Consider the following 25,861-nt stretch of genomic DNA (forward strand, 5'->3'; position numbering starts at 1 on the left):
CTATCTGAACCTCAGACGCCGGTGGCATTCACTTTCGATAAGTGACTGACATGCGGGAACACCACGGCGTACTTCCGGTTGTAGTAGTAGTTCCTTCAGGAGGCTAAAATTCGTATTCTCAAAACTCTCGGTCTTGCGGCCGTAGCGGTATCCGCTTTCGCACTCCCCGCTTTCGCTGCTGACCATCAGGTCCAGATGCTCAACAAGGGCGAGGACGGCACGATGGTGTTCGAGCCAGCGCTGACCGAAATTGCCGTTGGCGACACTGTCACCTTCGTGCCCACCGACAAGGGCCACAACGCCGAAACCATTGCCGGCATGCTGCCCGAAGGCGCTACCCCGTTTAAGGGCAAGCTCAACGAAGAAATCACCGTGACCTTCGACACTGAAGGTGTTTACGGCGTCAAGTGCGCTCCGCACTTCGGCATGGGCATGGTGGCCCTGGTTGTTGTCGGCGAGCCGACCAATCTGGAAGAAGCCAAGAGCGTCAAGGTTCCGCCCAAGGCACAGTCGCGTTTCGACGCCATGTATGCTGAGCTGGCCGAATAATCTGTTTGGCTACGCGGCCCTTCCGGGTCGGTTTGCCACTATCTGATAATAAAAGCCTGCCGCTCTTTCGGGAGCGGCAGGCTTTTTTGCAGGGGGCGGAAAGGACCTATTCGGGCTTTGCGTCCTCGGGCAGCATGTCCAGATGCATGTTCAAGGCGGGTAGGCTTGCTGCAGCATATTCCTTGATCGGGCCGGCTTCGCCAGCCTCTGCATAGGACGAGAACAGCGAGATCGCGTCCTGATGGGCCTGATACTGCATCTTGAGATAGTCCATGTCGAAATCGGTCGAGGCTTCAAGCGTGTCCATCATCTGCTGATGCACCGGATCAAGCACGGTTGGCACCGCAATCTCGATGCCGGTCGCGGCTACCGCATCCGTCAGGGCTTCGGAATTGGCGGTGTGCTCATCGATCATGTGCTGGGCGAATTCCTTGACGTCGTCGCGCTCGGCTTTTTCCAGCGCCAGCTTGCTGGACTCGATTTCAAAGGTGCCGGAAAAGCCAGCCTGTTCGATGAACTGGGGCGTTTCCACCGGCGTGCGCGCCGTTGTGCTGGCGGATGGGTTTGCGGCTGGGGCCGCGCCACCGGCGGCAGGAGCGGCGTCCTGGGCAAAAGCCGTGCCGGACATCAGAACAAGGGCAGCTAGGGCTAGAATTCGCATCGTCGTCTCCTCTGTGAGTGTCCTTCAGGAACGACTGGAGATTCCGTTTGTTCCGATGTGCGCGGTTAGGGAGAGCCAGAGGAAGCAACTCGGCGACCAGCCAACACTAAAAGCGTGCAAGATCGCTCCCTGCAGGGGTGTTCGACCCGTCGCAATGGCGTTAGCTTGAGCTAACCTGTTCCGCCAGTTGAGATCCTTCAATGAACACCAGTGCCGTTTTCGCCCGTGTCGTTGCCGCCGTAGGCGCGGTTGCCGTTGCCGTCCGCCACTCGGGCGACGGCCCCCGCCCGCCGGTTTACGGCACTGCCCCCACCATTCCGGCGCCAAAGCCACAGGGCAGCATCCCGACCCTCAAGATGCCGACGGCGAAAGGCTGGGAACCGGGGCACACCCCGACAGCCGCAGCCGGGCTCAAGGTCAATGCCTTTGCGGCCAAGCTCGACCACCCGCGCAACATGCATGTGCTGCCCAATGGCGATGTGCTGGTGGCGGAATCCATGGGCGAATCGGGGGAGCCGAAGTCGCTGTTCGACCATGCGATGTCGAGCACGATGAAGCGCGCCAAGGCTTCGGGCAGGAGCCCCAATCGCATTACCCTCTTGCGCGATGCGGACGAGGATGGGGTGGCCGAAATCCGGCATGTGTTCATCGACAATGTGCGCCAGCCCTATGGCATGGTGCTGATCGGCGACACGCTTTATGTCGGTGCGAGCGACGCGGTGCTGGCCTATCCCTACGAAGCGGGCGCCACCCAGATCACCGCGGCACCCCGCAAGCTCATGAGCACCAAGCCGGGCGGGCACTGGACGCGCAACCTCATCGCCAGCGCCGATGGCTCCAAGCTTTATGTGGCCGTGGGCTCGCTCAGCAATATCGGTGACGCGGGCATGGAAGCCGAAATCGATCGCGCCTGCATCCACGAACTGGACCTCGCGACCGGCCAATCGCGCATCTTTGCCGGTGGTCTGCGCAATCCGGTGGGTCTGGCTTGGCAGCCGAGCAATGGTTCGCTCTGGACCGTGGTCAACGAGCGCGACGGCTTGGGCGATGAGACCCCGCCCGATTACCTGACCTCAGTGCGCGATGGCGGCTTTTATGGCTGGCCCTACAGCTATTGGGGTCAAACCGTAGATGACCGGGTGCCCCAGGACGCGACCAAGGTCGCGACGGCCCTCGCACCCGATTATGCGCTGGGCGGGCATACGGCGTCGCTCGGCCTTTGTTGGTTGCCGGAAGGTACCCTGCCCGGCTTCCCCGCGGGCATGGCCATCGGCCAGCATGGCTCGTGGAACCGCAGCACGCTCAGCGGCTACAAGCTCTGTTTCGTTGCGTTCGAGAATGGCAAGCCTATCGGGCTGCCGCGCGACATTCTCACCGGCTTCCTGTCGGCCGACGAGAAGTTCTCCTTTGGCCGGCCGGTGGGCGTGGCCATTGCTGCCGACAAGTCGGTGCTGATGGCGGACGATGTGGGTGACATGATCTGGCGCATCACCGGCGCCTGAACGTAAAACTGGAGTTCCGCAGGCGCGGAACTCCAGTTCTTTTTGTGTTTTCGATGCGGGGCTTAGTTGGGCGCGAGGCCGAAATTGCCTTCGCTGCACTGCTCGATCGAGAGCTTTTCCAAATCGATGGTGCCGTCTGCAGTCCAAAGCTCGCTTGAGAGTTCCACGGCGGCGTCAGCGGCCGCTTCGCCGCCAGCTTCTTTGTTGGGCTCATCGGCTGCGGCTTCGGCCACGGGGGAAGTGGTTTCGCCCTTGCGCATCTCATCGCACTTTGCCTGGACCCCGGCCACCTGATCGGCGGGAACGGCCTTGCCGGCGATCCGGTGCTCTTCCTGGGCAAAGGCCGCGCCTGGCAGTACCATTACGGCAGCGAGAGTGAGGGACAAAGCTGTTCTGGTGATCATCGCGTTTTCTCCATTGCGCGTGCAGTTTGCTTAAAGCGGCAGCAGGCAGCTTTGGTTGCGGTCACTCAGCACAGGCGGCGATCAAGACTGCGGTAGTTACGACTTCGCCTGCTGCGGACCGGACCCGGCAATCGCGCACTGCGAAATCGCAATGTCGTCAAGCACCTTGTCCTCGCTTGGCTGCTGAGCGGCGCCGCCATGTCTCTTCAGGCTGAGGTGTCGGCCATAGGCCTCGGGCGAAAGCAGGTTCAAGGCCCCCGCGCCGATCATGATGACGAGCCCAACTATGCCAATGCCATCCAGGTACTCGCCGTAGAACAGCGCCCCCAGCCCGAGGGCCCACAGCATCTGGGTATATTGGGCTGGCGCCACCTGGTTGGCTGGCGCCAGCCTGGTGGCCCCAATAAAGGTCAGGTGTCCGAGGCCGCCCATGGTGCCGATCAGGGCCAGCACCGCAAGCTGGGGCAAGGTTGGCAGGCTGCTGCCCCAGATGATCATGCCGATCCCGTTCAATACCAGTGCGTAGAGCGTCACGGTGGCGAAGATGCTCAGCCGATGCTCGCGCGGCGCCAGGGAGCGGAGCACGATCGTATTGGTCGCCGTAAAAAACGCACAGGCCAGCGCCGCCAGGTGGCCAAGCTGCAATTCGCGGAACCCCGGACGCACAACGATCAGCACGCCGACAAAACTAAGCACCAGCAAGAGCCAGCGATAGCGCGGAATGGCTTCCGCGAGGAGCATAGCTGACAGCAGCACCACGAAAATAGGCGCGAGGAAAGCCAGCGAATATACTTCTGCGAGCGGCACATGAGTGAAGGCATAAATCACGCAGCCAGAACCAAGCACGCCGGAAAGGCCGCGAATATTGAGCAGCAAGGGATTGTTGAACTGCAAGACGTCGCGCCAGCGCTCCTTGCGGGCTTTGCTCAGAAGCGCCGGTCCTACGGCAAACAACGAGGTGAAAAAGCCGATCTCGAACACGCTGAGCTCCCCGCCCAGGCTCTTGATCGAGGCATCGGAACAGGAGAACAGGCCATAGGCCAGAAGAGCAAGAATGACACCGGGGGACATGGGGAACCAAGCGTTGAGCGACAGACCAACGGCATGCCGTCTCTGGGGTTTCCTAATGCTAATCAGGATTAGCAAGCATAGCGAGACACTATCGACAGCAAACGGCCAAAACAGCGCCCGGCCCCCAGGCATGACATTTGACGTGATTACTCGGGGCGGCCGGATGTAAGCTCGTGTCGGAAAACCCGGCAGCGAGTAGCGGGGCGGCAAGCTCGCTCGGTCCGAAACGGAGGCCTCCCATGCCTTCCTCAAGCGGCGAAACCAGGAAGACCTGGCCGGCAATATGGAACGGCATCAAGTGCCGCTGCCCTCGATGCGGCGAGGGCTGGCTCTTCCACCATTATCTTGAGCAGGTTGATCAATGCGCCGTGTGCGGCGAGCCGCTCGCCAACTACCGGGTGGGCCTGATCCTGCCCCTCCTCGTCATCACGGTGGTGGGCCATATCATCGGCTTTGTGATGCTGGAGATGGAGCTCAGCGGCGCTGGCAGCCCACTTGTCTACATCTATGTGCTCGTACCGCTCGCCATCATCATCCCGCTCGCCATCCTGCCATCGAGCAAGGGAGCAATCATCGGCCTACTCTGGGCAAATGGCTGGAGCGACGAACAGGATCGGTGAGGGGGTAGTCTCCAATGCCATAGGGAAGGCATCTCGCCCGAGGAGTGGCTGCGGCGGAAGATCGCTGAAGTGCTGTAATGGACCGGCTATTCGCTATCCGTGATGCGGGCTATGGAGCGCGGCGACACCAGCACGAAGATAGGGAACTGCAGCCTCGCCGGCCGGCGTAAGGATCGCCAGCGGATCCCCACTAACGCAAAACGCCGAGCGCCAGAAGGAATAGCTGGATACGACCGGTAATCGCCCGCGTCGATCACGTCGGAAAACTCGGCGTTCAATGCGTCTCTAAGGCCGTCTGTTTTCCACACGGTGAAGCCGCCCCCGATGGTCTTCACGTTCAGCAAGCTAACCCCGCTCTCTGAGGGCGCGGTGACACGTAGCTTTAAGAAGCGCTGACCACCCAAGAACGGCTCACTGTCAAATCTCACAGCCGGCCTGTCGCTATTGAGCCGGTCAAAGATCAGGACCGCCGCTGAAAACCAGCCCGCCAAGGACCCTATCGCCTTCCAGTCTAGCCACTCCATGCTGTCCCCTCATGTTACATGGCATGTCGCACGGATTCGCCGAGGGTGTCGAGAAACGCCCGGAAATGCTGGGGAGAGCAGCGCAACATGAATGCAACAAGAACCGCACGGAAAAATCCCGTGCGCCGCCGATATTACTAGAAAATCAGGGGGACAGACTGGTGCCGGCAGCAGGGTTCGAACCCGCGACCCCCTGATTACAAATCAGGTGCTCTACCAACTGAGCTATACCGGCGCCGAGGGCCCTCTAGCATTGCGGGCGCCTGCGGGCAATGGGCTATTGCAGCGACCCACAGGAGCGGCGGTCCCGCGAGACTGCTGGCACGGGCCTTCTTCGCATGTTAGGCAGGCGCGTTTCCTTTGGAGTGCAGCTTTGGCCGCGTCAGCCCCGCCTCGAATTTGCTTTGTCACCAATGGCACTCCCGACGCGGAGGCCGCTGCGCAGCGGCTGCGGCAGCGCTACGGCGATTACCCGATAGACCAGACCGACTATGTCGTGGCGCTGGGTGGCGATGGCTTGATGCTGCAAACCCTGCATCAGGTGATGCGCCGCGACGTCCCGGTTTACGGCATGAATTTCGGCTCGGTCGGGTTCATGATGAACGTCTTTTCCGAAGACGGGCTCGACGAGCGCCTGGCGGCCGTGCAGCAGACCCGGATCTATCCGCTGTCCATGCAGGTGCTCGATGTGGCGGGCAACACGCAAACAGCCCTGGCGCTCAACGAGGTGTCGCTGTTCCGCTCGTCCTACCAGGCCGCCAAGATCCAGATCATCGTGGACGGCGAGACCCGGCTCGAGGAGCTGATCTGCGATGGGGCGCTGCTGTCAACGCCCGCCGGTTCAACAGCTTACAATCTCTCCGCCCACGGCCCGATCCTGCCGATCGAGGCCCCACTGCTGGCTTTGACGCCGATCTCGCCGTTCCGGCCGCGCCGCTGGCGTGGTGCTATCCTGTCCAACAGGGCGGTGGTGAAATTCGTCACTCGGGAAGCGGCCAAGCGCCCCGTCAGCGCGGTTGCTGACAATGTCGAGTTTCAGAACGTGCTCGAAGTCACCGTGCACGAAGATCGCTCGCATGGGGTGACGCTGTTGTTCGACCCCGGCACCAGCCTTGAAGAGCGGGTGCTGAGCGAGCAGTTCCGCTTCTAGCGGTTCAGGCTGCAGGCAAAGCCATTGGCTCGACCACCGGGGCAGGCAGCGCGCGATCAAGGCTGGCTTCCTCGGCAAAGGCGGCCATGACCCCGCGGGCGGCCTGGCGTGCCAAGGCGATGTTCTGCTCGCTGAGGTATGCAAAAGCTTCTTCGAGCTCGGCTGGGATGACACCGGCATGCTCGGCGATCAACTCTTCGGTGAGCGCCGTAACCACATAATGGCGAGCGGCAGCATCATCGACAAGATCGGTAGCGCGGGCATGCAGCACAAGACGGGCGAGGAGGTTGCCCACCCCCTGCCCCAGCCCACATCGCGACAACAGCGCATGCAGCGCAGGCCGGCTGCCGCGCTCAAGAATGGCGAGCACCTTGGCATGCGGTACGTCACTGAGTTCGGCGAGGCACGCGGCGAAAAACATCACGTGACCGGTGACCATGGCATGCAGCAAAACGCGGGCATTAATCCGCGAGGTCTCCACCAGAGCCGAAACATAGTTGGATGGCCCGGCAACGGCTTCACGTTCCCCGATCGAGGACACCGCAGTGTCCTCGCTGTTGCGCAGCAGGCGGTTGAGCCGCTCGGTGTCAAGCGATCCCTTGACCACGCGGCAATTGCGCAAGGCTGCGCTGATTTTTTGCACCAGCAGCAGGCGCGCATCGGCCGGCAGGCCGTCGCGGGCCAGCAGCGCCCCGCGGAACTCCGCTTCATCCCCATGCGTCGCGGCCAGGTTCGACAGTAGCGGCGCCGGCAAATCAATTTCGGTTCGCCGCAGCAGTCGCAGCGTAATGGGCCGGTCGCCACAGGACACCAGCGCCGCCGCAAGGCGCGGGCTGATGCGGTCGCGCTCGCTGATCGCCAGCAGCAGGCCGGGCTCGGCGGATTGTACCAGGCCGAACAGGTCGGCATCGATCAGTACGGGAGAATATTGGAGCACGGCGCGTGCGATCACGGCGCTGTCGTGCAGCAGTGCCAGGATGATCGGACGGGGCGCGTCGGACGAGTGAAGCAGTCCATAGGCTAGCGCTGCGCGTACCTTGACCGAGGGATCATCCAGAAAACCAATCAAGGCGGCATAAAGCGCGGCCTGTTCATCGGCGGGACCATGGTGGTTGAGATAAGCGATCGCCGACAAATGCGCGGCGCGACCTCGATCCTCGCTATCGGGGGACTGACACAGCGACACGAACTCCTGATAGCCAACCATGACTCACTCCGCACACACGCGCAGAAAGTTCTAAGTCACGGAGACTTAAGGAAACGTTCACCATGATAGCGGTGCAATCAAGTGCCTGTCAGGAGGGCGAAAAGGTGGAGCGCCAGATGCGCCAAGCCGATCACGGCGAGCCAACTCGCCACCAGCAAGCCGACAAACACCCATCCTGGCGGGATGCTCAACTCGTGGCTGGGCGCGAACGGAACAGAGTGATGGCGCATGGCAGGCCTCCCGGCTGCTGTGTCAGCGTTTTGACAGGAACGTCATCACGCCAACCGGGTTCCGATTCTTGTCAGGGGGCGTAGAGCTGGGTGAAAAAGGCCGAGCCTGGCTCCGGGGCAATCTCGGGCGCAGGCGAGGTGCCTTGGTTGGTGAACAGGCCCGTGAACGACATATTGGCCGGGGAAAAGCGTGAGGGCACCACCTCCGGTGCCGGCACCGTGGATGGTGGCGCTACACCCGTCAACTGCTGGGCCGCGAAACTCGCATTGGCGCCGCCGGCTTCATGCTTGGACACCAGCACGCGATAAACGTCACGGATCGTGCGCGGTTGGCCATCGGCATAAAAGATCGCGCGATTGGCCGCGGCCTGGCGGGGAAACAGGTTCGCGGCGATCTGATCGGGGTTCTGCAAACCCGCGGTGAACATGCGCTCGGCGCCCTGGGCCCCGAGGAAATGGGCAATATAGAGCTCGCCCGCGCTGGGCATGCGGCCGAAACGGGATTGCAGGTAGTCGCCGTTGGTCTTGGTGAAGGCCGCGGCGAGATCGGCGGCGATCTGCGGGTCTTCCCGCAATTTCAGAATCTGTTGGCGGGCCTGGGGGTCGGCGATGAAGTAGTCGCCCTCGCTGTTACGCTGGATGTTATTGGCATAATCGCCATAGCCAAGCCGGGGGCCCTGCTCCTTCATGACCTGCATCCAGGTGCTTTCGAGAAACTGGAACAGCCCGGTGGCCGAGGAGGTCTGCGCCTTGGCCTGCGGATTGAGGCTGCTTTCACGAATGGCGGTTTGCAGCAGATAATCAAAATCGACGCCGTTGCGGTCGCCGGCGGCATTGAGCACATAAGCCAGGCTTTGTGGCACTGCGATTGGTTGAACGCCCATGCGCGGCACGGTTCCAGAAACTTGCCCCTGGACTAAGCGACGGATATGGTTAATGCCGCGTTAAGGCTCAAGCCTTGGTGGCCAGGGGAGCGCCCTCGTCCCCGGTATTTCTTGAGGTCCAGGCCGTGTGGAAATTCGATTCAATGTCCTGCACCAGCACTTCCACGTCCTCGCCTTCGTTGTGCTCGGCCTGGGCTGCAGCGATGGCGATCTCGATGGCTTCTTCCTTGCTGGTGAACGGGCCCTGATCGGTGCCGCGATAGCTGACCTTCCATTGGCTTTCCGTGCGCGCAACGATGTAGTGATGCTCGGCCATGGCCATTCCTCCCTTTCCGCAACAACGCGGTGGGGAGGTTCTATGTTGCAGAAGGCGTCCAGCGCGTCACCACATCGGCAAGCGCCGGGCGGGGGCGATCCTCGATCGTTGCGGTAGGGGTGCCGATATGAACGAAGCCGACAAAGCGTTCGCCTGGCCGTGCACCAAGTGCGGCCGCGGCGGTTTCATCATAGCTATACCAGCGCGTAACCCATTGCGCGGCAAAGCCCATGGCATAGGCCGCATGAACAAGGTTGAAGGCGACATTGGCCGCCGACAGCAACTGCTCGAATTCAGGAATCTTGGGGTGTGGCTTGGCGGTGGAGAGCACGCCCACGGTCAGGGGCGCCGGCAAGAACTGGCGCCGCTCCAAATCCATAGCCACCGGCTCGATCGCGGGGTTCTTGGCTGCAGCAATTTCGGCCAGTTTCTCGCCGGCGGCCAGGCGATCTTCGCCTTGGATCAGAATCAGCCGCCAGGGCGCCAGCTTGCCATGATCAGGCACGCGGGTGGCGATTGTCAGCATTTGCTCGAGCTGCTCGGCGGTGGGCCCGGGCTCCTGGAGGAAAGCCATGCCCACCGACCGGCGGGTCAGAAGATAATCGAGCATGGCCTGGTTGGCGGGCATGGAAATTCTCCGTTGTTGGGGCTGCCATAGCAAGTGCGCCGGGGCCGGGCCAGTCCAGAACCACACAAAATGGTAGCTATGCCCATGCCACTGTTTTCAACCGGGATGGTCTGTGACACAGCTTCTCCCCAATCGCTGCCTAGCATCCGCGCCTGAGATCAGCGCGGGGGGCGACTGTCTGCCTGGAGTTAACATGCGTTTGCGACCGATCCTTGCTGTTGGACTGACTCTGGTTTTCGGAGCCCAACTGCCATGGGGGTCACCGGGGCCATTGGCCCAGGAGGAAAGTGCGGAGTCGCCGCCCATGCCCCGCCCGCGGCCACAGCGTGAGGGCGGCAGTGGGCCAGCCGCGCCGGGCAGCACGCCCGCCACGGCCGCCATCAATGCGCTGACATCCGCACCCCAGCCCGTTTCGCTCACTGCCAAGATCACTCAGGACGGGGCAGTCGTTCCCAACGGGCTGGTTTGGCGCATCTTCGAACCCACGCCGGACGCCAGCGGGGAGCTTCCCCTCGTCGCCAAATCCGATGAAGGCACGGCCAAGCTGGAACTGGCGCCCGGAGATTACGTGGTCCACATCGCTTATGGCAGGGCTCAGATCAGCTACACGGTGACGGTGGTTGCCGGTGCCAACGAAAAAAGCTTTGTGCTTGATGCCGGTGCCTTGCGGCTCAATGCTGCAGTGACGGGGGACATCCCGATCCCACCCGACTTGCTGCGCTTCGACATCTTCCTCGAAGAAGCCACCGGCAGCGTGCCCATCGCGGAGGGCCTGACGCCCAACGACATTGTAACGCTCAATTCCGGCACCTACCACGTGGTGTCCCATTTCGGCACGATCAATGCCGAAGTGCGGGCCGATCTTCGGGTGGAGCCCGGCCAACTCACCGACGCAACGCTTTATCATCATGCCAGTCAGGTTGCCTTCAAGCTGGTGTCCGAGCCGGGCGGCGAAGCCATTGCTGACGTGGAATGGACGGTGAAAAGCTCGGATGGCGCCACCCTCTTTACCGATCTGGGTGCCTTTCCCTCGACCGTCCTGTCCGCTGGCGACTACGTCGTGCTCGCAAAGATCGGCGACAAGGTGTTTGATCGCGCCTTCCAGGTGCAACCGGGATCAGCCCAAGACATCGAAGTGCTGACAGCGGTCACCAGCCGCCCAAGCTAGGGTCTTCGGGCGCGACTTGCCGGCACGGGGTTTGTCTGCCGGCCAGCCTATAGTATGCAGTGGGGGCCGAGTGGCGAGGAGATCCCCAATGTTGTTTTGTGACCGACCCCATCGCGGCCTCGCCGCTCTTGTCACCGCCTGCATGCTCACCGTCGCTCTGCCGGTTGGAGCCGCCTGGGCGCAAAAGATCAAGAACCCGGCGCCGGAGGTGTCCCAGCCAGCCCCAGCTCCGGCGGAGGTAACCACGACCCAGCAGGTCGAGATCGATACGATCGAGGCGGTGGACTCCAATCTTGATGAAGCCACGTTGCGCGAGATTTTCAGCGGCAATATCGCCGACAATGCCGAAGCGCTGGCGTCGCTGTCCGCCACCAGCATTACCATCCCGGCCATCAATGTCCGGATCGAAACCACAAGTGGCGACAACGACGCCACGCAAAGCACAGTCGTATTCAATGATCTGGTGCTCACTGATGTCGTGAATGGCGTTGCGGCAACCGTGTCGCTTGGCGGCACAACTGTAGAGAGCGAAGACGAGGGCAGTGCCCAGATGGGCGCCATGACGGCGGCCACGCTCGACATCAGCGCGGTGCTCGGTCTTTACGGACTGGTCCAGACCAATCCTTCAAATGAGCTGACGCCGCTTTACACCAATTTCAACTTTGAGGGCGGCTCGTTTAAAGCCCCCGAAGTCAGCTGCACCATGGGCCCGATCACCATGGCCGAAGTGAAGGGCCGGCCGCTCCGCCATTCCATGGCCGAAGTCATGGCCCTCTCCAGTGCGCTCGACGATCAGGATGAGGACGACGAGACCCCCTCGCCAGAACTGATGGGCGCGGCCTTGCGCATGTATGCCGACATCTTCACCGCCTTTGAAACCTCCCCGGCCCAGTTCGGCGGTTTTGATTGCAACGGCGTCGATGACGAAGACCGCCCGCTTACGGTCGGGGTCAAGAGCATGAGCATGGCCGGGCTGTCCCCCGGCATCTATCCCGAGATCACCATTGAGGGCATGACCATCGCGGTTGAAGGCGATGGCCACTTCGAAATGGGCCGCGCGGTCTTCAAGCAGATCGACCTCGCTGGCCCGATTGCCGCCATCGAAGCGGCGCCCGAGGCGATCGACCAGGCCTGGCTTGATGCCAATGCGCGGGAGCTCGTGCCCGCCTTTACCGGCTTCTCACTTGAACAGATCAGCGTCGATGTGCCTGATCCGGAAGACAGCTCCGTGCGCATCAAGGGCAGCCTGGGCGCGTTCGACCTGACGCTGGCCGAATACCGCAACGGCATTCCCACCGATTTCCTGATGTCGGCGACCAACCTAGCCTTCGCCTTGCCGGAAGACACGAGCGACCCGCAGTTGGCGCAACTGCGCGCGCTGGGTGTCACCGACATCGATGCCGGCTTCAAGATCGCCGCGGCGTGGAACGAAGCCACGAGCAGCATCGACATCAACGAGATCTCGGTGACCGGGGCGGATCTGGCGACTATCGTCATGACCGGCACGCTGACCAATGCTACGGCCGAACTGTTTGACCTTGATGCCGATACGGCGCTCGCTGCCGGCATGGAACTGGCCGTCGGCAAGCTCAATGTCGATGTGAGCGATCAGGGGCTCACCGACATCATCTTTGCCGCCGTTGCCGCTGAGCAGGGCACCCAACCAGAAGCGCTCCGGCCAATCTTTGCCGGGCTGGCCGAGGGCACGATCGTGGGCCTGCTCGCCGGCGCCGCTGATGCGCAAAATGTCGGGCGCGCCATCAACACCTTTGTCAGCGGCCAAGCCAAGAACCTCAATATCGATGTTGTGGCCAAGGAGCCGGGCGGCGTCAGCGTTGTCGACTTCATGGCGGCCGAAGAGGACCCCAAGGTTCTGATCGACAAGGTGACAATCAAGGCCACCGCCCAGTAAGGTCAGGCTCAATCCAGCGCCGCCGGCGAACCACAGCCGGCGGCGTTGCCTTATTCAGCGTCTGGCCGAGTGTTGCGTAGCTGTTTGGTGGCGGAGCGGATCGACTTGCCTTCCAGTCGGCGCCGCTTGGAAGCCAGCGTCGGGCGCGTGGCCACCCGGGGCTTTGGCACATGAGCGCCAGCCACCAACAGCCCAACCAGCCGCTCCAGCGCATCGGCGCGGTTCATCGGTTGGTCGCGATGACTGTTGGCGGTGATGACGATCACGCCGTTCTTGGTCAGGCGCTTGCCCGCCAGCGCCGCTACCCGCCGCTTCATGGCTTCGGGAATGGAGGGGGAGTTGGCCAGGTCAAAGCGCAGCTGCACCGCGCTCGAGACCTTGTTGACGTTCTGTCCGCCCGGCCCGGCCGCCCGCACGAAGGTTTCCTCGATCTCGCCGGGATCGATGGAGATGGAGCGGGTGATGGGGATCGGATCGGCCATGCCCGCTTCCCCGGCTTAGCGTTTCAGCCGACCGGCAAAGATGATTTCCCCCTCGTGGACCGTGAGGCCCTTGATCGTAGCCTTGAAGCGGTTGGGGTGCCCCTCGGCAGGGACCACCCAACCCTTCTTTTCCATGCCGGCAAAGACCTTCTCGCCGATGTCCTTGAAGTCATCGGGGCCAAGAATGTTGTCTTCGCCCAGATGCGTCAGCGCCTTGAGTTCGCGGTTGGACGGACGTTGCGGCACGGTTCAGGCGGCCTTTTGCTGGAGGTCGGGCGGGGTCGCTTCCGCCATCAGCGCCACGATGGCGTCCATGGCCGGCATGACCTTTTGCCCTTCGGTCCCGAGGCGCCGCACGGAGACCGTGCCCTCCTCGGCCTCGCGCTTGCCCACCACGAACATGAGCGGCACCTTGCCGACCGAGTGCTCGCGCACCTTGTAGTTGATCTTCTCGTTGCGGGTATCGAGATCGGCGCGGATGCCGGCTTCGCGCAGCTGGCGCACCAGCTGTTCGGCATATCCGTCCGCTTCCGACACGATGGTCGCGACCACAACCTGGGTCGGGGCCAGCCACATCGGCATCCTGCCGGCATAGTTCTCGATCAGCATGCCGATGAAGCGCTCGAGCGAACCAAGGATCGCCCGGTGCAGCATCACCGCATATTGGCGCGAGCCGTCCTCGGCGATGTAGGTGGCACCCAGCCGCTCGGGCAGCACATAATCGAGCTGCAGCGTGCCTACCTGCCAGGAGCGCCCGATCGCGTCCTTGAGGTGGAATTCGAGCTTGGGCGCATAGAACGCCCCCTCGCCTTCGGCGATCTCGAAATCATAGCCGGTGGCGCGCAGCGCATCGCCCAGCGCCTTTTCGGCCGCATCCCAGCGCTCGATCGTGCCGCCGAACTTTTCGGGGCGCGTGGCGAGTTTGATCACCACATTGTCGAAGCCCATATGCGCATAAACCGAATACAGCAGATGCACGAAGTGCTCGGTTTCGCTCTGAATCTGGTCTTCGCGGCAGAAGATATGGGCGTCGTCCTGCGTCATCTGCCGAACGCGCATCAGGCCATGGAGCGCACCATGGGCCTCGTTGCGGTGACAGCAGCCGAATTCGGCCATGCGCAGCGGCAGATCGCGATAGCTCTTGATGCCCTGGTTGAATATCTGCACGTGGGCCGGGCAGTTCATGGGCTTGAGTGCCATGAGGTCGCCCTTGCCTGACAGCACCGGACCTTCTTCTTCTGTGCCGGGCACCTCATCGGGCACCACGAACATGTTCTCGCGGTACTTGCCCCAGTGCCCCGACATTTCCCAGAACTTCGAGCTCATCAGCTGCGGGGTTTTCACCTCCACATAGCCCGACGAATTGAGGCGCCGGCGGATATAGGCTTCCATCTGGTTGTAAAGGACATAGCCGCGAGGATGCCAGAACACCGAACCCTGCGCTTCGGGCTGGAAATGGTAGAGGTCCATTTCCTGACCGATCTTGCGGTGGTCGCGCTTTTCGGCCTCTTCCATCATGTGCAGATAAGCTGCGAGTTCATCCTTGGTGGCAAAGGCCGTGCCGTAAATGCGGCTCAGCACCGGGTTATTGCTGTCACCACGCCAATAAGCGCCGGCCACCTTGGTCAGCTTGAAGGCGTTGCCGACATCCTTGGTCGTGCGCATATGCGGGCCGCGGCAAAGGTCGATCCACTGGCCCTGCTTGTACATCTTGAGCGTCTGGTCGGCCGGAATGGCATCCACCAGCTCGACCTTGAAGTTCTCGCCGCGCGCATTGAAGAAGGCCTTGGCCTGGTCGCGCGTCCAGATTTCCTTGGTAAAGGCAGCGCCGCGATCGATGATTTCGGCCATCTTCTTTTCAATGGCGGGGAAGTCTTCCTCGCTGAACGGCTCGTCGCGCTTGAAGTCGTAGTAAAAGCCGTTCTCGATCACCGGGCCGATCGTGACCTGGGTGTCGGGCCACAATTCCTGCACGGCTTCGGCCAGCACGTGGGCGGCGTCGTGCCGGATCAGCTCCAGCACATCCTTGGAGCCGCTGTCGCGCGTCACGAACTCGATGCGGCCATCCGCTTCAAGCGGATCGCTGAGATCGCTCAACACGCCGTTCCAGCGCATCGCCACCGTCTTTTTCGCGAGGCTCTTGGAGATGCCCTCGACGATCTCGGTGCCGGTGGTGCCGCGCGCAAAATCGCGAGCTGCACCATCGGGGAACGTCACCTTGATCGTCATTGTTTCTCTCCAGAAATGGGTTCATGCCGCGCTGTTCGCGGCAAGGCGGGCCTATCTAGCACGCTTTACGTTTATTGCCACCTGAGCACACCAAAAACTCGGTGCCGCCTCGACTTCCAGGTGCTAGCGCCAGCGGCCATAGCGCCAGGGCTGCCACCAGCGCCCCTCCTCCGGCAAAGCCTCAGGCACCGGATCATAGCCATGGGTGCCACCGGGCCGGCAGCGGCTCCAGCGCGCCAGTCCCATCCAGCCGCCCGGCCAAAACCCGAAGCGCCAGATCGCCTCGCCGGTATATTCCGAACAGCTCGGCAAATGCCGGCAGGTTCGCCCGACAAAGGCCGACAGCGTGTAGCGATAGATGGTGATCAGCAGCACCGCCACCAGCTTGAACGGCAGGTCGATGGCGCGCCAGAACGCTTGGGCGGACGGCTTCATTTGGGCAGGGTGTCGCCCTGAATGCTATCGAGCGCTTCCACAACCGCATCGAACACCAGCAGGGTCGATTGATGTCGAGCCTTGTAGTCGCGCACCGGCAGCAGATAGCTGAGATCGCTCCACTTGCCGGCGGGACCTGTCCCTTCAGCCTGCAGCATCGCGTACATCTGCGCTCGCAACTCACGAAACGCATTGACATCTGTGCCGACGATTTCGCGCGCGACCACCGCCGCCGAGGTCTGCCCCAAAGCGCAGGCGGAGAGATGATGGCCGTAGCCGGTGATCACCCCGTCCGTCACCTCGATGTCCACCTCGATGAGCGAACCGCAGACTCGGCTGACCTTGCGCGCCGAAGCATGGGGCTGCGCCAGGCGCCCCGGCTGGACAGCATTGGCCGCCAGATCGAGAATACGCTCGGAATAGAGATCGCTAAGTTCCATCAACCACGAAATTCTGTTTCTTGTGAGAGCCCGCCACTCCCTCTATATAGGAGCGCGCATGCCTTGTAACAGGCGCGGTTTCACCTGAACCGGTCACTTTCCCGCTCAGCCCGCCTGCTTGCCGGCCGCTACCGGAGCCGCCATGGACGCTCTATCGAAAACCGCCGTTCCCGTTGCCCCCTTTCCGGCGCCCGTGCGCCGTCCCACCCAGGAGGAAGCGGAAGCGGCCGTCCGCACGCTGATCGCCTGGGCTGGAGATGACCCCAACCGCGAAGGCCTGCTGGAAACGCCTAGCCGCGTGGCCAAGGCCTATCGCGAGTTCTATTCCGGCTACGAGCAGGACGCGGCCGAGATCCTGTCGACGACCTTCCGCGATATCAGCGGCTATGACGACATAGTCCTTCTGCGCGATATCCCGTTCCACTCCCATTGCGAGCACCACATGGTGCCTTTCGTAGGCAAGGCGCATATCGCCTATCTGCCGGTCGATGGCGTGGTGGGACTCTCCAAGTTAGCCCGGCTGGTGGACGTGTTCGCGCGCCGGCTGCAGACGCAGGAAGCGATGACCGCGCAGATCATCGACGCCATCACAGCCAGCCTTACGCCCCGCGGAGCCGCCGTGATGCTCGAGGCCGAGCATATGTGCATGTCCATGCGCGGCGTGCGGGCCCATGATGTCACCACGGTCACTCATCGCTTCACCGGCGTGTTTGCCGAGGACCGGGTGGAGCGTGACCGGTTTTTTGCGATGGTAACGCGACGCTGACCGGTTGGCAAAGCCGCCAGGTGCAGGATAAACCAGCCCCATGAACATTACCTTTGCCGATCCCGCGAGCCTGTCCCCTGCCGAACTGGAGGAAGGCACCGCCTTTGCTCCCCGGTTCGATGCCAATGGCCTCATCACCGTTGTCACCGTCGAAGCGGGCAGCAATGCCGTGCTGATGCTGGCCCATATGAACAAGGAGGCCCTGCGGCTAACGTTGGAAACCGGCATCGCCCATTACTGGTCGCGCTCGCGCAACGCGCTTTGGAAAAAGGGCGAAACCTCGGGCGAGCTGCAGCAGGTCACCGAGCTGCGACTTGATTGCGACCAGGACGCCATCGCCCTTACCGTTGAGCAGACCGGCCGCGGCGCTGCCTGCCATACCGGCCGCCAGAGCTGCTTTTACCGGCGCGTCGTGCTCAACGAAGGCGAGCTGATGCTTGAAGACGACGGCTCGCCGCGCCTCTTTAATCCCGACGAAGTCTACGGCTAAGGCCGCCGCTCAAACAAACCGACCATCAACAGACCCGCAAAAAAGCCACCCAGATGGGCCTGCCAGGCAATGCCCACATTGGTGCCGGTCAGCATGGGCAGGAGCGGCACCGCCGCATTGAGCACCACCCAGATCAGCACGAACATCCGGGCCCGCTTGTCGCGGAACAGCTCGGGCAGGCTCGCCAGCCGGCGCCCGAGAATCACCTGCTCGCCGGTTTCGGGGTCCACCCCCACCAGCACTGGCTGGAAAAAGAATCGCACTGCCGCGCCGGTGAGCCCCGCCACGCCACCCGAAGCCCCGATGAGGTAAGCCCCGTTCCACAGCGTGGTGGCGGCAAAGGCCGCCGCACCGGCGATCGAGGACACGCAAAAGATCAGCAGCATCGGCACGGCGCCATAGCGGCGCGCGACCGGGGTGCCGAAGATCGCGAGCCAGGCCACGTTGACCAGCAAATGGTCCCAGCTGCCATGCAGAAATGCATGGGTCAGCGGGGTCCAGAGCAGCGGCACCCCTAGGCTCGGATCATCAAAGGCGGCAACGATTCGCAGCGGCAGAAACCCACCCCAGAAGATCAGCTGATTCCACCCGTCGGGGTTAAGGATCAAGGTTGACGCCAGGTGAATGGCGACCAGCACGCCACAGAGCGCCGTCACCGAACCTGGCAGCAAGAAAACCGGTTCGCGCCTGGTAGCACCGGCCTCACCGGCTGGGGGGCCTTGTTCGGCCATGTGATCTCTCCGACTCTCAGGCGCACTGCCCGTTTGCGCCTCTTTATCCACAATCGGGTGGGCGCGTTAACCTTAAGCTTTGATTAATGGCGCAATTGTCGAGCCATTTTGCCATGGTTGAGATGCGGCGAAAGCGTTCCATGGGGGGAATGCGCGCCCATTCCGCAACTGGGTCGACCATGCAAAAAACGAGCACCAAAACGCTCTATGATTATTGGAACAAGCTGCGGGGTTCCCGCAGCGCTCCAGACCGCAAGGACATTGACCCGGCCCGCATTCGCGATGCCCTGGGCAACACCTTCATCCTTGAACTCGATGAGAACGACAAATTCTCGTTCCGCCTTGCTGGTTCCCATCTGTGCAACAGCTATTGCCGCGAACTCAAGGGCCGCTCCTTTTCCGCCCTCTGGCATGAACGCGATCAGGATGCGCTCGACACCCTCCTGCGTGCAGTGACCGAAGACCATGCGGTGGCGCTGGTAACCTTCAGCGGCACCACGGCAATCCACACCAAGGCCAGCTTTGAAACTATCCTGATGCCGTTGCGGCACAATGGCTCCACCCATACCCGCCTCTTGGGCGCGATGACGGCGGTCAACGAGCCCTATTGGCTGGGCGTGCAGCCGATCATCGAGCAGCGCATTTCCGGCCTGCGGTTGATCTGGCCCGATGATGTGGCGCTGGAGGAAACCGTCCGGGATGTGTCGGTGCAGGTGGTGGGCGAGCGCAGCTATTCCGCCTCGGCGCCAATGCCCGCCACCGTTTATGGCCGCTCCGCCCGCCGCTACGCCCATCTGGCTGTGATCGACGGCGGTCGTGGTAAGTAAGTCCTTGCCGCAGAACCTGCAGAAACACGCCGATCTGCGCACCTTTGGAGCTCAAATTCTTACAACTGTTTAACCAAAGCTCGATAGGTTTGCGTGGATAACGCTCACCATCGGTCTGGCGCATGCTCAGCGACGCAATACCTTCTCCGCGCTTCATCGCCCCGGCCCGCACGCGTGCCGAGCCCATTCAATTCCAGCGCGTCAAGGTTTCCGTCCTTGGCCGCTATATGCTGGCGGACCGCCGCGAGTTCCCCTGCCAGATTCTTGAGATGTCGCCCGGCGACGCGGTGGTCGTAGCGCCCATCAGTGGCGTTGTGGGGGAAAAGGTGATTGCGTATGTGGACCTTGTTGGTCGCATAGAGGGCACCATCCTCGCCCAGATCGATGGTGGGTTCTGCATGAACATCGCCGCCTCGCCGCGCAAGCGCGACAAGATGGCGGCCCAGCTGACCTGGCTCGCCAACAAGGAACTGCTAAACCTGCCTGAAGATCGCCGCCACGAACGTGTGGTGCCCGATATCCGCCATTCCAGCGTCGTGCTGGATGATGGCCGACGCTATAACTGCAAGATCATCGACATCTCACTCTCGGGCGCCGCGGTGGAGCTGGATGTGCGCCCCGCCCTGGGCACGCCGATTACGCTGGGCCGCATGCGCGCTCGCGTCGTGCGCCATTTCCAGAACGGGGTTGCGGTGGAGTTCGCCTCTGCCCAGGAAATGCTGACGGTGGTACAACAAAACCTGCGGATGAACTGACGCCGAAACTTCGGTGCACCCCGGCGCGTTCGCTTACCCAGAAGCGGAGTGCGCGATGGCAGACGATCTGACACAAGACAGCAAACTGACCCGCACCAAGGCGAAATGGGCCGCCGAGGGTCGCTTCATCACGGGCCGCACCAGCCGCCCCGAGGATAGCCGCTTGCCTCCAGGCCAGCACCTGGTCAAGAACTGGCCGGTGCTTGATCTGGGGATCGAGCCTCCCATCAATCTGACTAACTGGAAGCTTGACGTCACCGGTCTCGTGGATCGGCTGACCACACTGGATTGGAACGGCTTCATGGCCCTGCCCCAGGTGAACCCGGTTTCGGACATCCATTGCGTCACCACCTGGTCACGCTACGACAATCACTGGCAAGGCGTTTCCACTCAGGAGTTGGCGGCGCAGGTCGGGTTGCAGCCCGAGGCGCAGTTCGTTCACCTGTTCAGTAATGACGGCTACACCACCAATCTGCCCGTCGCCGATTTCCTGGTGGAAGATGCGGTTCTGGCCCATAGCTGGGAAGGCACCCCGCTGACCGTCGAGCATGGTGGCCCGATGCGCCTCGTCGTGCCCCATCTTTATTTCTGGAAAAGCGCCAAATGGTTGCGCCGGCTCGAATTTGCGGCCACAGACCAGCCTGGCTTTTGGGAAACGCGCGGCTATCACAACCACGGCGACCCGTGGCGTGAACAACGCTATTCCTGACCAGCTCACTATGGCAACCGCCACCCGTCTCCCTTGATAGGTCACGATGACATGGATCAGCCCGACCGAGCCTCCAAGCGGAGCGGCTTTACACGCCTGCGCTCGACGCTGCGCGTCTTGTATCACGGTCAGTCCCCAGCGGCGGTTCGCTTTCAGTATCTTGTGCTGGTGGTGGACCTGGCGATTATCGGCTTTTTCATCGCCTCTCCCCTGATCCGCGATCAGGATGCCTTTCTGTGGCTGGATTATTCCATCGCCGCCTTGCTGGGGCTGGACATCATCGCCCGCGCGCTGGCCACCAACAACTTTACCCGTTGGCTGCGCCAATTGCCGGTGATTATCGACATCTTCATCCTGCTGACGCTCTTGGCGCCGACCTGGTTCTTCAATCTGGGGTTCCTGCGCATCATGCGCCTGTGGACCTTGACGCGCAGCACCGTCTTCTGGCGGCCGCTCCGCAAGCGGGGATTGGCCCAATATCAGGAAACCATCCAGGCGGTGATCAACCTGCTGGTGTTCCTGTTTGTGGTCACCGGCTTTGTTTATACCGTGTTTGCCGGCCGGGGCGGCGGGATCGCCGGCTATGTGGACGCGCTTTATTTCACCGTCACCACGATCACGACCACGGGCTTTGGCGATATTACCCTGCCGGGCACGACGGGAAAGCTCGTTTCCATCGTCATCATGTTCGTCGGTATCTCATTGTTCGTGCGCCTCGCGCAGGCGATCTTTCGCCCCAACAAGGTGCATTTCCCCTGCCCGCAATGCGGGCTGCAGCGGCACGATCCCGATGCGGTTCACTGCAAGGCTTGCGGCCATATTCTCAACATCCCCGACAGTGGCCACTTCTGACCTAGGCTGGCTGTTGTTCGGGTAGCTGGGCGGCAATGGTGACCCCTGCGGCTTCCAGCGCCAGCCGCACCGCCTTGCCCAGTTCCACCGCCCCGGGCGTGTCGCCATGCAGGCAGATCGAGCGCGCTGACGAGGTCAGCACTGTTCCATCAATGGCGACGATCTCGCCGGCCAGGGCCAGCCGCAGGCAACGCGTGATTACGGCGTCCGGCTCATGGATCACCGCTCCGGTCTCCGAGCGCGACACCAGCATCCCTGCAGGCGTATAGGCACGGTCCGCATAGGCTTCCCGAATCAGAGGCAAACCAAGCTCCTCGGCGGCGCGCACCTGTTGGCTGTTGTCGAGCGCCAGCACTGCCAGTTGAGGGTCCGTTGCTTTGATCGCCCCGAACACCTGCGTTGCAAGCTCAAGGTCTTCCGCGGTCTGGTTGGCCAGGGCGCCATGCAGTTTCACATAGGCCAATTCAGCCCCCACATCCTCGGCAACGGAGCGGATCAGCTGCATCTGCGTGCTGATCTGTGCGAGCAGTTCCTCAGCGGAAATATCCATCCGGAAGCGGCCAAACCGCGCCGGATCAGCATAGCCGGGATGAGCCCCAGCCCTGATTCCCCGCGCCTTGCACAGCTCCAGGACATGGCGGATGGTGGTCGCATCCCCCGCATGGCCGCCACAGGCGATAGAAGCACTCGAGACGATCGCGAGCAGCGCATCATCACCGCCCATGCCTTCGCCAAGATCGGCATTGAGATCAATCGAGATCATGGCGTTTCTCCGCGCAGCAAACGATGGGCATGTTCGACAGTGACTGATTGGAATGCAATTGTGGTTCCGGGGCGCTGTTGCGCGAACCGATCCAGATCGGCCGAGATCACCGTCGCGATGCGGGGATAGCCGCCTGTGGGCTGATGATCGCGCATCAGCACGATCGGCGTGCCATCGCCCAGGATCTGGATATCGCCCGGAACAATCGCGTCAGACACCAGCGATAGCGCGCCCGCACCGGCAAAAACCCTCTCGGCATCGCGCAAGCGCACGCCCATTCGGTCCATTTGTCGGGTGACCTCGAAGCGCCCCCCAACAAAGGCCTGCCGTGTTTGGGGCGAGAACAGGTCGGCATGGATGCCCCAGACCACACGAAAGGCGCTCTCGGCGGGCACTGGCGTTGACCGCTGCAGTCTCGGTGCTCCGCTGGCCCCCACTCCAAGCTCCAAGCGATCACCGGCCTGCAGCGGCCGCCCGGCCAATCCCCCCAATTGCGCCCGGCTGTTGGTAGCTAGGCTACCCAGCACTGCCGGCAGTTGCAGGTCTCCATCGAAGCGAAGATAGCCGTAATTCCCCGCACCACCGGGCGTGATCGCCACTCGATCGCCGGCCTGCAGCAACACCGTTCCCGGCCAATTCACCGGTTCGCCGTTGTGACGCACCGTAAAAGCACCGCCGGCACAGCCGATGCGGCAGGAGCCAGCAGTTACGGCCAGTTCGAGCCCCGCCATGGTGAACTCGATGCCCCCAAGCGCTTGAACGCCCAACATGTCCGCTGCCGACGCAAACCCCGTCGTGTCCATTGGTCCCGACGCACTGATCCCGCTGGCCAGCAAGCCATGGCGCCCCGCATCCTGAATGGTCGTGAGCGGCCCCGCCCGGAGAATCGTAATGGTGGCGCTCACGCTTGGGCCTCGAACTGAACGGCGTCGCCCGGCACAAGCCGCGTTGGCACTGATGCCGTCGGATCGAAATTGCGAAACTCGGTGCGGCCAATCACGTGCCAGCCCGTCGGGATTTCCGTGGCCGCAATGGCGGTCTGCCCGGCCGCAAACAGCACGCTACCGGCGGGCACGGCGCGCCGCACTGCCGTGCGCCGCGGCAGCACCAGTTCGGAGCCGTGAAAACCACAATACACAAAGCCCGGCGCGAAACCGGTCGCCAGCACCCGCAGTGGTGCCCGGTTATGGGCTTGCACAAAGGCGTCCGCCTCCATGCCGAGCAGCGCCGCCACCTCTGGCAGGTCGGGGCCAGCCGCGCCGCCGAAGCGCACCTTGATCTTGTGCTGCTCCCCTGACTCCGCTGCATTGTCCAATCCGGCCAGCCGCAACCGCAGTTCACCGGCCAGCTGCCCCGGGTCGGTGAGCGCGGGATCATACCGCACCAGCACAGACACCAGATTGGGCGTGATTTCGACTACCCCTGGAACAGGCTGCCACCCAAGCAGGCGCGCCAGCGCTACCGCAGCATTGTTGGCGCTTTCGCTTAAGCTCGTGGCAAAGCGCACCAGCACTGCCGCGTCACCGACTGGCAAGATGGTGGGCTTGACCCGTAGCAGGCCTGCGTCAGACATGGCGCACAAAGTCCCTGATTGGCGATGGTCCCGCCTTAGCAGAACCATTCGTCGATCGCTACCTGAGCGCCCGCTCGCGCGGCGTGGTCAGTGATAAGGGCTTAAAGTGGGAGAACTAGTTGGGATCTCGGCCCTCCTGTTCGACAACTGCATCAAAGAGCTGGCGGGCTTGCCCTGCCCCGATGGCCTCGATGGCCACGGCTGCAATAGCGGCAAACAGCTCGGCAATTTCCTGGGGGTCGGTGATTTCCGCGTCGTCGTCCTCTGCGTCGGCGTTTATTAGAGTGAACATACGCGCCTCCAAAGTAGCCAATGAAGGGAGTGTGCTTCGATTCATGTTACAGAATAAATAATGCAAATTCGCCGATGAGGGCGCATAGGCCGGTTGCCAGCAAGGTCAGCCAGACTTACTCTTCGCCCGCATCGAGCTTGTCGAGATAAGCCTCGATATCGGCCAGGGTCGCGGTGAACGGCAGCGGGTCGTGCCCGTAGACCACGTTGAAGCTCTCGTCGTCGCGTAGCGCATGGCCGCCCTTGCCCATTTTGGCGGTGAGCTTTTCGGCCGTCAGAATGGTCAGCCCGTGCCGTCCGGCAACCCGCCGCAGCCGGCGCATGATCGATGCATCAAAGTCGCGTCTGCTCACGTGATCCTCGGCGTGTTGGTTCGCGCCGTCCTACTACTGCAGGCCCCGCCGGGGCAAGACGAGACTTGCCGGCAGGGGGCGCGTCGGCTTGTCCCTGCCCTCAGGACCGACCGTCGCCAGCGCCGCAAGGTTATCCGCTGCGCAGCCTCCGTATGAGCACGGATATCCACCGGCCTAGCGAGGTCTCCGTACGTATTGGGCGATTCTTGTTGCCCGTTAATCTTCCATTTACCCCATCCGGAGGCGCAGCGACGGCTGATCGAGGCGCATCATTTGGGCAGTGGATCCACATTGTTGCGAGAAAGCATCCTCGTTGTTGTTCCCACGCTGAACGAAGCCCTGCACATCGCCGATGTGCTTGCCTCCCTCCTTGCTGACCCTCTCGCCGCGGCAATGACCATTGTGGTGGCCGATGGTGGCAGCACGGACGACACCGAGGCCATTGTCCGGCAGATCGCTCAAGCCGCGCCGCAAGTACACCTGGTCCGCAATGCCCGGCGGCTGCAAAGTGCCGGCGTCAACCTCGCCGCTCGCCTCTTCGGGCACGACTGCCGCTTTCTAGTGCGCATCGATGCCCACGCCGCCTATCCGCGTGATTATGTGAGCCAGCTCGTTGCCATTCAACGGCAGACCCAGGCCAATTCGGTGGTGGTGAGCATGAAGGCGGTAGGGCAAGCGCCCCTGCAGATCGCCATCGCCGAAGCGCAGAACTCGATCTATGGCACTGGCGGCGCCGCGCATCGCAGCATCTCGGGCGGCAAATGGGTGGAGCATGGGCATCATGCCTTGTTCCTGCTGGACGATTTCCTCGCCGTTGGCGGCTACAACGAAATCTTGAGCCACAACGAAGACGCCGAACTCGATCTGCGCCTCACCACCACAGGGCGGCGCCTTTATCTCGCGCCGCTCACCATCGAGTATTTCCCCCGCGATTCCCTTGATCGTCTCTGGCGGCAATACTTCAATTTCGGTCGTGGCCGGGCGCGTACGGCGCTGATGCACCGCCAGCCGCCCAATGCGCGGCGCTGGCTGGTCATTCTGCTGCTGCCCGCCCTTGGCCTGGCGCTATTCACATCGGCCACCCCGCTCGCGGCGCTGCCGCTGTTGGCCTGGGCTGGGGTGATTGTGGTTTTTGCCAGCCGCTGGTCCAGCCACCATGGCGTTTTCCATGGCATCACGGCGGCGCTCGCCGGCGCCATCATGCAACTGGCCTGGTCGGCGGGCTTCCATGCCCAATTGTTGCTGAGCCTGCCCGGCACCATGCTGCCCCGGCAGGGTGCTGCGCCACCAGCCGAGCCGCGCTGACCTTTGCGCCTTGCTATATGGGCCTGCGCGCAGC

At 62.4% G+C, this 25,861-nt stretch carries 33 protein-coding genes and 1 tRNA gene; 13 read left to right on the forward strand and 21 right to left on the reverse strand.

Annotated elements, in window-relative coordinates; genetic code table 11:
- Window positions 1–195: 195 nt before the first annotated feature.
- On the forward strand, window positions 196–549 hold the full coding sequence (locus AC3YMN_RS11305; protein WP_127752837.1) for a pseudoazurin: 354 nt from the start codon (window positions 196–198) through the stop codon (window positions 547–549).
- A gap of 106 nt (window positions 550–655) precedes the next feature.
- Here AC3YMN_RS11305 and AC3YMN_RS11310 read toward each other — a convergent pair whose 3' ends face one another.
- Window positions 656–1,210: a DUF4142 domain-containing protein gene (locus AC3YMN_RS11310; protein WP_172123108.1), complete on the reverse strand. Its 555-nt coding sequence runs from the start codon at window positions 1,208–1,210 to the stop codon at window positions 656–658.
- A gap of 200 nt (window positions 1,211–1,410) precedes the next feature.
- Between AC3YMN_RS11310 and AC3YMN_RS11315 the strand changes: the two genes are divergently transcribed.
- Window positions 1,411–2,712, forward strand: coding sequence for a PQQ-dependent sugar dehydrogenase (locus AC3YMN_RS11315; protein WP_489890054.1), 1,302 nt, complete (start codon window positions 1,411–1,413; stop codon window positions 2,710–2,712).
- A gap of 62 nt (window positions 2,713–2,774) precedes the next feature.
- Here the strand turns inward: AC3YMN_RS11315 and AC3YMN_RS11320 are convergent, their stop codons facing one another.
- Together AC3YMN_RS11320 and AC3YMN_RS11325 are read right to left on the reverse strand one after the other, a co-directional pair.
- The gene (locus AC3YMN_RS11320) at window positions 2,775–3,116 is read right to left on the reverse strand and encodes a hypothetical protein (protein ID WP_489890055.1); all 342 of its coding nucleotides are present in this window, start codon (window positions 3,114–3,116) and stop codon (window positions 2,775–2,777) included.
- Window positions 3,117–3,212: 96 nt separating this feature from the next.
- Window positions 3,213–4,187, reverse strand: a complete 975-nt coding sequence (locus AC3YMN_RS11325) for a DMT family transporter (protein ID WP_489890056.1) — start codon at window positions 4,185–4,187, stop codon at window positions 3,213–3,215.
- A gap of 239 nt (window positions 4,188–4,426) precedes the next feature.
- On the opposite strand from AC3YMN_RS11325, the gene AC3YMN_RS11330 reads away from it, so the two are divergent.
- Complete coding sequence (locus AC3YMN_RS11330) at window positions 4,427–4,807, forward strand: DUF983 domain-containing protein (protein ID WP_489890057.1); 381 nt, start codon at window positions 4,427–4,429, stop codon at window positions 4,805–4,807.
- Window positions 4,808–4,893: 86 nt separating this feature from the next.
- On the opposite strand, the gene AC3YMN_RS11335 is transcribed toward AC3YMN_RS11330, so the two are convergent.
- Both AC3YMN_RS11335 and AC3YMN_RS11340 read right to left on the reverse strand, forming a co-directional pair.
- Window positions 4,894–5,298, reverse strand: a complete 405-nt coding sequence (locus AC3YMN_RS11335; RefSeq protein ID WP_489890058.1) for a hypothetical protein — start codon at window positions 5,296–5,298, stop codon at window positions 4,894–4,896.
- A 192-nt stretch (window positions 5,299–5,490) separates the two neighbouring features.
- Window positions 5,491–5,566 (reverse strand) — tRNA-Thr (locus tag AC3YMN_RS11340).
- A gap of 138 nt (window positions 5,567–5,704) precedes the next feature.
- On the opposite strand from AC3YMN_RS11340, the gene AC3YMN_RS11345 reads away from it, so the two are divergent.
- Window positions 5,705–6,481 (forward strand): NAD kinase, encoded by a 777-nt coding sequence (locus tag AC3YMN_RS11345; protein WP_489890059.1) that lies wholly within the window; start codon window positions 5,705–5,707, stop codon window positions 6,479–6,481.
- A gap of 4 nt (window positions 6,482–6,485) precedes the next feature.
- Here AC3YMN_RS11345 and AC3YMN_RS11350 read toward each other — a convergent pair whose 3' ends face one another.
- The 5 genes from AC3YMN_RS11350 to AC3YMN_RS11370 all read right to left on the reverse strand — a co-directional run bounded on the left by AC3YMN_RS11350 (window position 6,486) and on the right by AC3YMN_RS11370 (window position 9,746).
- Window positions 6,486–7,688 carry a DUF2336 domain-containing protein gene (locus AC3YMN_RS11350; RefSeq protein ID WP_489890060.1) on the reverse strand — a complete coding sequence of 401 codons (1,203 nt, stop codon included), beginning with the start codon at window positions 7,686–7,688 and terminating at the stop codon, window positions 6,486–6,488.
- A 77-nt stretch (window positions 7,689–7,765) separates the two neighbouring features.
- The gene (locus tag AC3YMN_RS11355; protein ID WP_172123101.1) at window positions 7,766–7,918 is read right to left on the reverse strand and encodes a hypothetical protein; all 153 of its coding nucleotides are present in this window, start codon (window positions 7,916–7,918) and stop codon (window positions 7,766–7,768) included.
- Between the two features lie 71 nt (window positions 7,919–7,989).
- Window positions 7,990–8,802 carry a transglycosylase SLT domain-containing protein gene (locus AC3YMN_RS11360; RefSeq protein WP_489890061.1) on the reverse strand — a complete coding sequence of 271 codons (813 nt, stop codon included), beginning with the start codon at window positions 8,800–8,802 and terminating at the stop codon, window positions 7,990–7,992.
- A 67-nt stretch (window positions 8,803–8,869) separates the two neighbouring features.
- The gene (locus AC3YMN_RS11365) at window positions 8,870–9,118 is read right to left on the reverse strand and encodes a DUF2188 domain-containing protein (protein ID WP_489890062.1); all 249 of its coding nucleotides are present in this window, start codon (window positions 9,116–9,118) and stop codon (window positions 8,870–8,872) included.
- Window positions 9,119–9,158: 40 nt separating this feature from the next.
- Window positions 9,159–9,746, reverse strand: coding sequence for a nitroreductase family protein (locus AC3YMN_RS11370; RefSeq protein ID WP_489890063.1), 588 nt, complete (start codon window positions 9,744–9,746; stop codon window positions 9,159–9,161).
- A 304-nt stretch (window positions 9,747–10,050) separates the two neighbouring features.
- Between AC3YMN_RS11370 and AC3YMN_RS11375 the strand changes: the two genes are divergently transcribed.
- Both AC3YMN_RS11375 and AC3YMN_RS11380 read left to right on the forward strand, forming a co-directional pair.
- Window positions 10,051–10,914 (forward strand): hypothetical protein, encoded by an 864-nt coding sequence (locus AC3YMN_RS11375; protein WP_489890064.1) that lies wholly within the window; start codon window positions 10,051–10,053, stop codon window positions 10,912–10,914.
- Window positions 10,915–11,002: 88 nt separating this feature from the next.
- Complete coding sequence (locus tag AC3YMN_RS11380; protein WP_489890065.1) at window positions 11,003–12,826, forward strand: hypothetical protein; 1,824 nt, start codon at window positions 11,003–11,005, stop codon at window positions 12,824–12,826.
- Between the two features lie 50 nt (window positions 12,827–12,876).
- On the opposite strand, the gene arfB is transcribed toward AC3YMN_RS11380, so the two are convergent.
- From arfB to AC3YMN_RS11405, 5 genes are all read right to left on the reverse strand, one after another.
- Window positions 12,877–13,308, reverse strand: a complete 432-nt coding sequence (arfB, locus tag AC3YMN_RS11385) for an alternative ribosome rescue aminoacyl-tRNA hydrolase ArfB (RefSeq protein ID WP_489890066.1) — start codon at window positions 13,306–13,308, stop codon at window positions 12,877–12,879.
- 15 nt (window positions 13,309–13,323) lie between these two features.
- Window positions 13,324–13,554 carry a hypothetical protein gene (locus tag AC3YMN_RS11390; protein WP_127752824.1) on the reverse strand — a complete coding sequence of 77 codons (231 nt, stop codon included), beginning with the start codon at window positions 13,552–13,554 and terminating at the stop codon, window positions 13,324–13,326.
- Window positions 13,555–13,557: 3 nt separating this feature from the next.
- A complete protein-coding gene (gene thrS / locus AC3YMN_RS11395) occupies window positions 13,558–15,537 on the reverse strand; it encodes a threonine--tRNA ligase (RefSeq protein ID WP_489890067.1) in 1,980 nt (659 codons plus the stop codon).
- Window positions 15,538–15,660: 123 nt separating this feature from the next.
- On the reverse strand, window positions 15,661–15,972 hold the full coding sequence (yidD, locus tag AC3YMN_RS11400) for a membrane protein insertion efficiency factor YidD (RefSeq protein ID WP_127752822.1): 312 nt from the start codon (window positions 15,970–15,972) through the stop codon (window positions 15,661–15,663).
- Window positions 15,969–16,412 carry an iron-sulfur cluster assembly scaffold protein gene (locus tag AC3YMN_RS11405; RefSeq protein WP_489890068.1) on the reverse strand — a complete coding sequence of 148 codons (444 nt, stop codon included), beginning with the start codon at window positions 16,410–16,412 and terminating at the stop codon, window positions 15,969–15,971. The genes yidD and AC3YMN_RS11405 overlap by 4 nt, the downstream gene beginning before the upstream one ends.
- Before the next feature lie 142 nt (window positions 16,413–16,554).
- On the opposite strand from AC3YMN_RS11405, the gene folE reads away from it, so the two are divergent.
- Both folE and hisI read left to right on the forward strand, forming a co-directional pair.
- Entirely contained in the window at window positions 16,555–17,178 is a 624-nt protein-coding gene (gene folE, locus AC3YMN_RS11410) for a GTP cyclohydrolase I FolE (protein WP_127752820.1), read from the forward strand.
- Window positions 17,179–17,218: 40 nt separating this feature from the next.
- Window positions 17,219–17,668 carry a phosphoribosyl-AMP cyclohydrolase gene (gene hisI / locus AC3YMN_RS11415; RefSeq protein ID WP_172123092.1) on the forward strand — a complete coding sequence of 150 codons (450 nt, stop codon included), beginning with the start codon at window positions 17,219–17,221 and terminating at the stop codon, window positions 17,666–17,668.
- Here the strand turns inward: hisI and AC3YMN_RS11420 are convergent.
- Window positions 17,665–18,399, reverse strand: coding sequence for a rhomboid family intramembrane serine protease (locus AC3YMN_RS11420; RefSeq protein WP_489890069.1), 735 nt, complete (start codon window positions 18,397–18,399; stop codon window positions 17,665–17,667). The two genes, hisI and AC3YMN_RS11420, sit on opposite strands and share 4 nt — an antisense overlap.
- Window positions 18,400–18,578: 179 nt before the next feature.
- Here AC3YMN_RS11420 and AC3YMN_RS11425 point away from each other — a divergent pair, with 179 nt between their 5' ends.
- The 4 genes from AC3YMN_RS11425 (at window position 18,579) to AC3YMN_RS11440 (ending at window position 21,542) form a co-directional block, all read left to right on the forward strand.
- Complete coding sequence (locus tag AC3YMN_RS11425) at window positions 18,579–19,226, forward strand: PAS domain-containing protein (RefSeq protein ID WP_164854785.1); 648 nt, start codon at window positions 18,579–18,581, stop codon at window positions 19,224–19,226.
- Between the two features lie 122 nt (window positions 19,227–19,348).
- Entirely contained in the window at window positions 19,349–19,981 is a 633-nt protein-coding gene (locus AC3YMN_RS11430; RefSeq protein ID WP_127752816.1) for a PilZ domain-containing protein, read from the forward strand.
- A 55-nt stretch (window positions 19,982–20,036) separates the two neighbouring features.
- Window positions 20,037–20,690: a sulfite oxidase-like oxidoreductase gene (locus tag AC3YMN_RS11435; protein ID WP_489890070.1), complete on the forward strand. Its 654-nt coding sequence runs from the start codon at window positions 20,037–20,039 to the stop codon at window positions 20,688–20,690.
- A gap of 51 nt (window positions 20,691–20,741) precedes the next feature.
- Window positions 20,742–21,542 carry an ion channel gene (locus tag AC3YMN_RS11440; RefSeq protein WP_127752814.1) on the forward strand — a complete coding sequence of 267 codons (801 nt, stop codon included), beginning with the start codon at window positions 20,742–20,744 and terminating at the stop codon, window positions 21,540–21,542.
- 1 nt (window position 21,543) lies between these two features.
- On the opposite strand, the gene AC3YMN_RS11445 is transcribed toward AC3YMN_RS11440, so the two are convergent.
- The 5 genes from AC3YMN_RS11445 to AC3YMN_RS11465 all read right to left on the reverse strand — a co-directional run bounded on the left by AC3YMN_RS11445 (window position 21,544) and on the right by AC3YMN_RS11465 (window position 24,522).
- A complete protein-coding gene (locus AC3YMN_RS11445; RefSeq protein WP_489890071.1) occupies window positions 21,544–22,305 on the reverse strand; it encodes a LamB/YcsF family protein in 762 nt (253 codons plus the stop codon).
- Window positions 22,302–23,210 carry a 5-oxoprolinase subunit C family protein gene (locus AC3YMN_RS11450; protein WP_489890072.1) on the reverse strand — a complete coding sequence of 303 codons (909 nt, stop codon included), beginning with the start codon at window positions 23,208–23,210 and terminating at the stop codon, window positions 22,302–22,304. The genes AC3YMN_RS11445 and AC3YMN_RS11450 overlap by 4 nt, the downstream gene beginning before the upstream one ends.
- Window positions 23,207–23,878, reverse strand: a complete 672-nt coding sequence (locus AC3YMN_RS11455) for a 5-oxoprolinase subunit B family protein (RefSeq protein WP_489890073.1) — start codon at window positions 23,876–23,878, stop codon at window positions 23,207–23,209. The genes AC3YMN_RS11450 and AC3YMN_RS11455 overlap by 4 nt, the downstream gene beginning before the upstream one ends.
- Window positions 23,879–23,993: 115 nt before the next feature.
- Window positions 23,994–24,170, reverse strand: coding sequence for a hypothetical protein (locus tag AC3YMN_RS11460; protein WP_164854783.1), 177 nt, complete (start codon window positions 24,168–24,170; stop codon window positions 23,994–23,996).
- Between the two features lie 115 nt (window positions 24,171–24,285).
- A complete protein-coding gene (locus AC3YMN_RS11465) occupies window positions 24,286–24,522 on the reverse strand; it encodes a hypothetical protein (RefSeq protein WP_127752810.1) in 237 nt (78 codons plus the stop codon).
- A 291-nt stretch (window positions 24,523–24,813) separates the two neighbouring features.
- On the opposite strand from AC3YMN_RS11465, the gene AC3YMN_RS11470 reads away from it, so the two are divergent.
- Window positions 24,814–25,827 (forward strand): glycosyltransferase family 2 protein, encoded by a 1,014-nt coding sequence (locus tag AC3YMN_RS11470; protein WP_172123087.1) that lies wholly within the window; start codon window positions 24,814–24,816, stop codon window positions 25,825–25,827.
- The last annotated feature ends 34 nt before the right edge of the window (window positions 25,828–25,861 follow it).

It is taken from the genome of Devosia sp. Z11_6, from assembly GCF_058133665.1.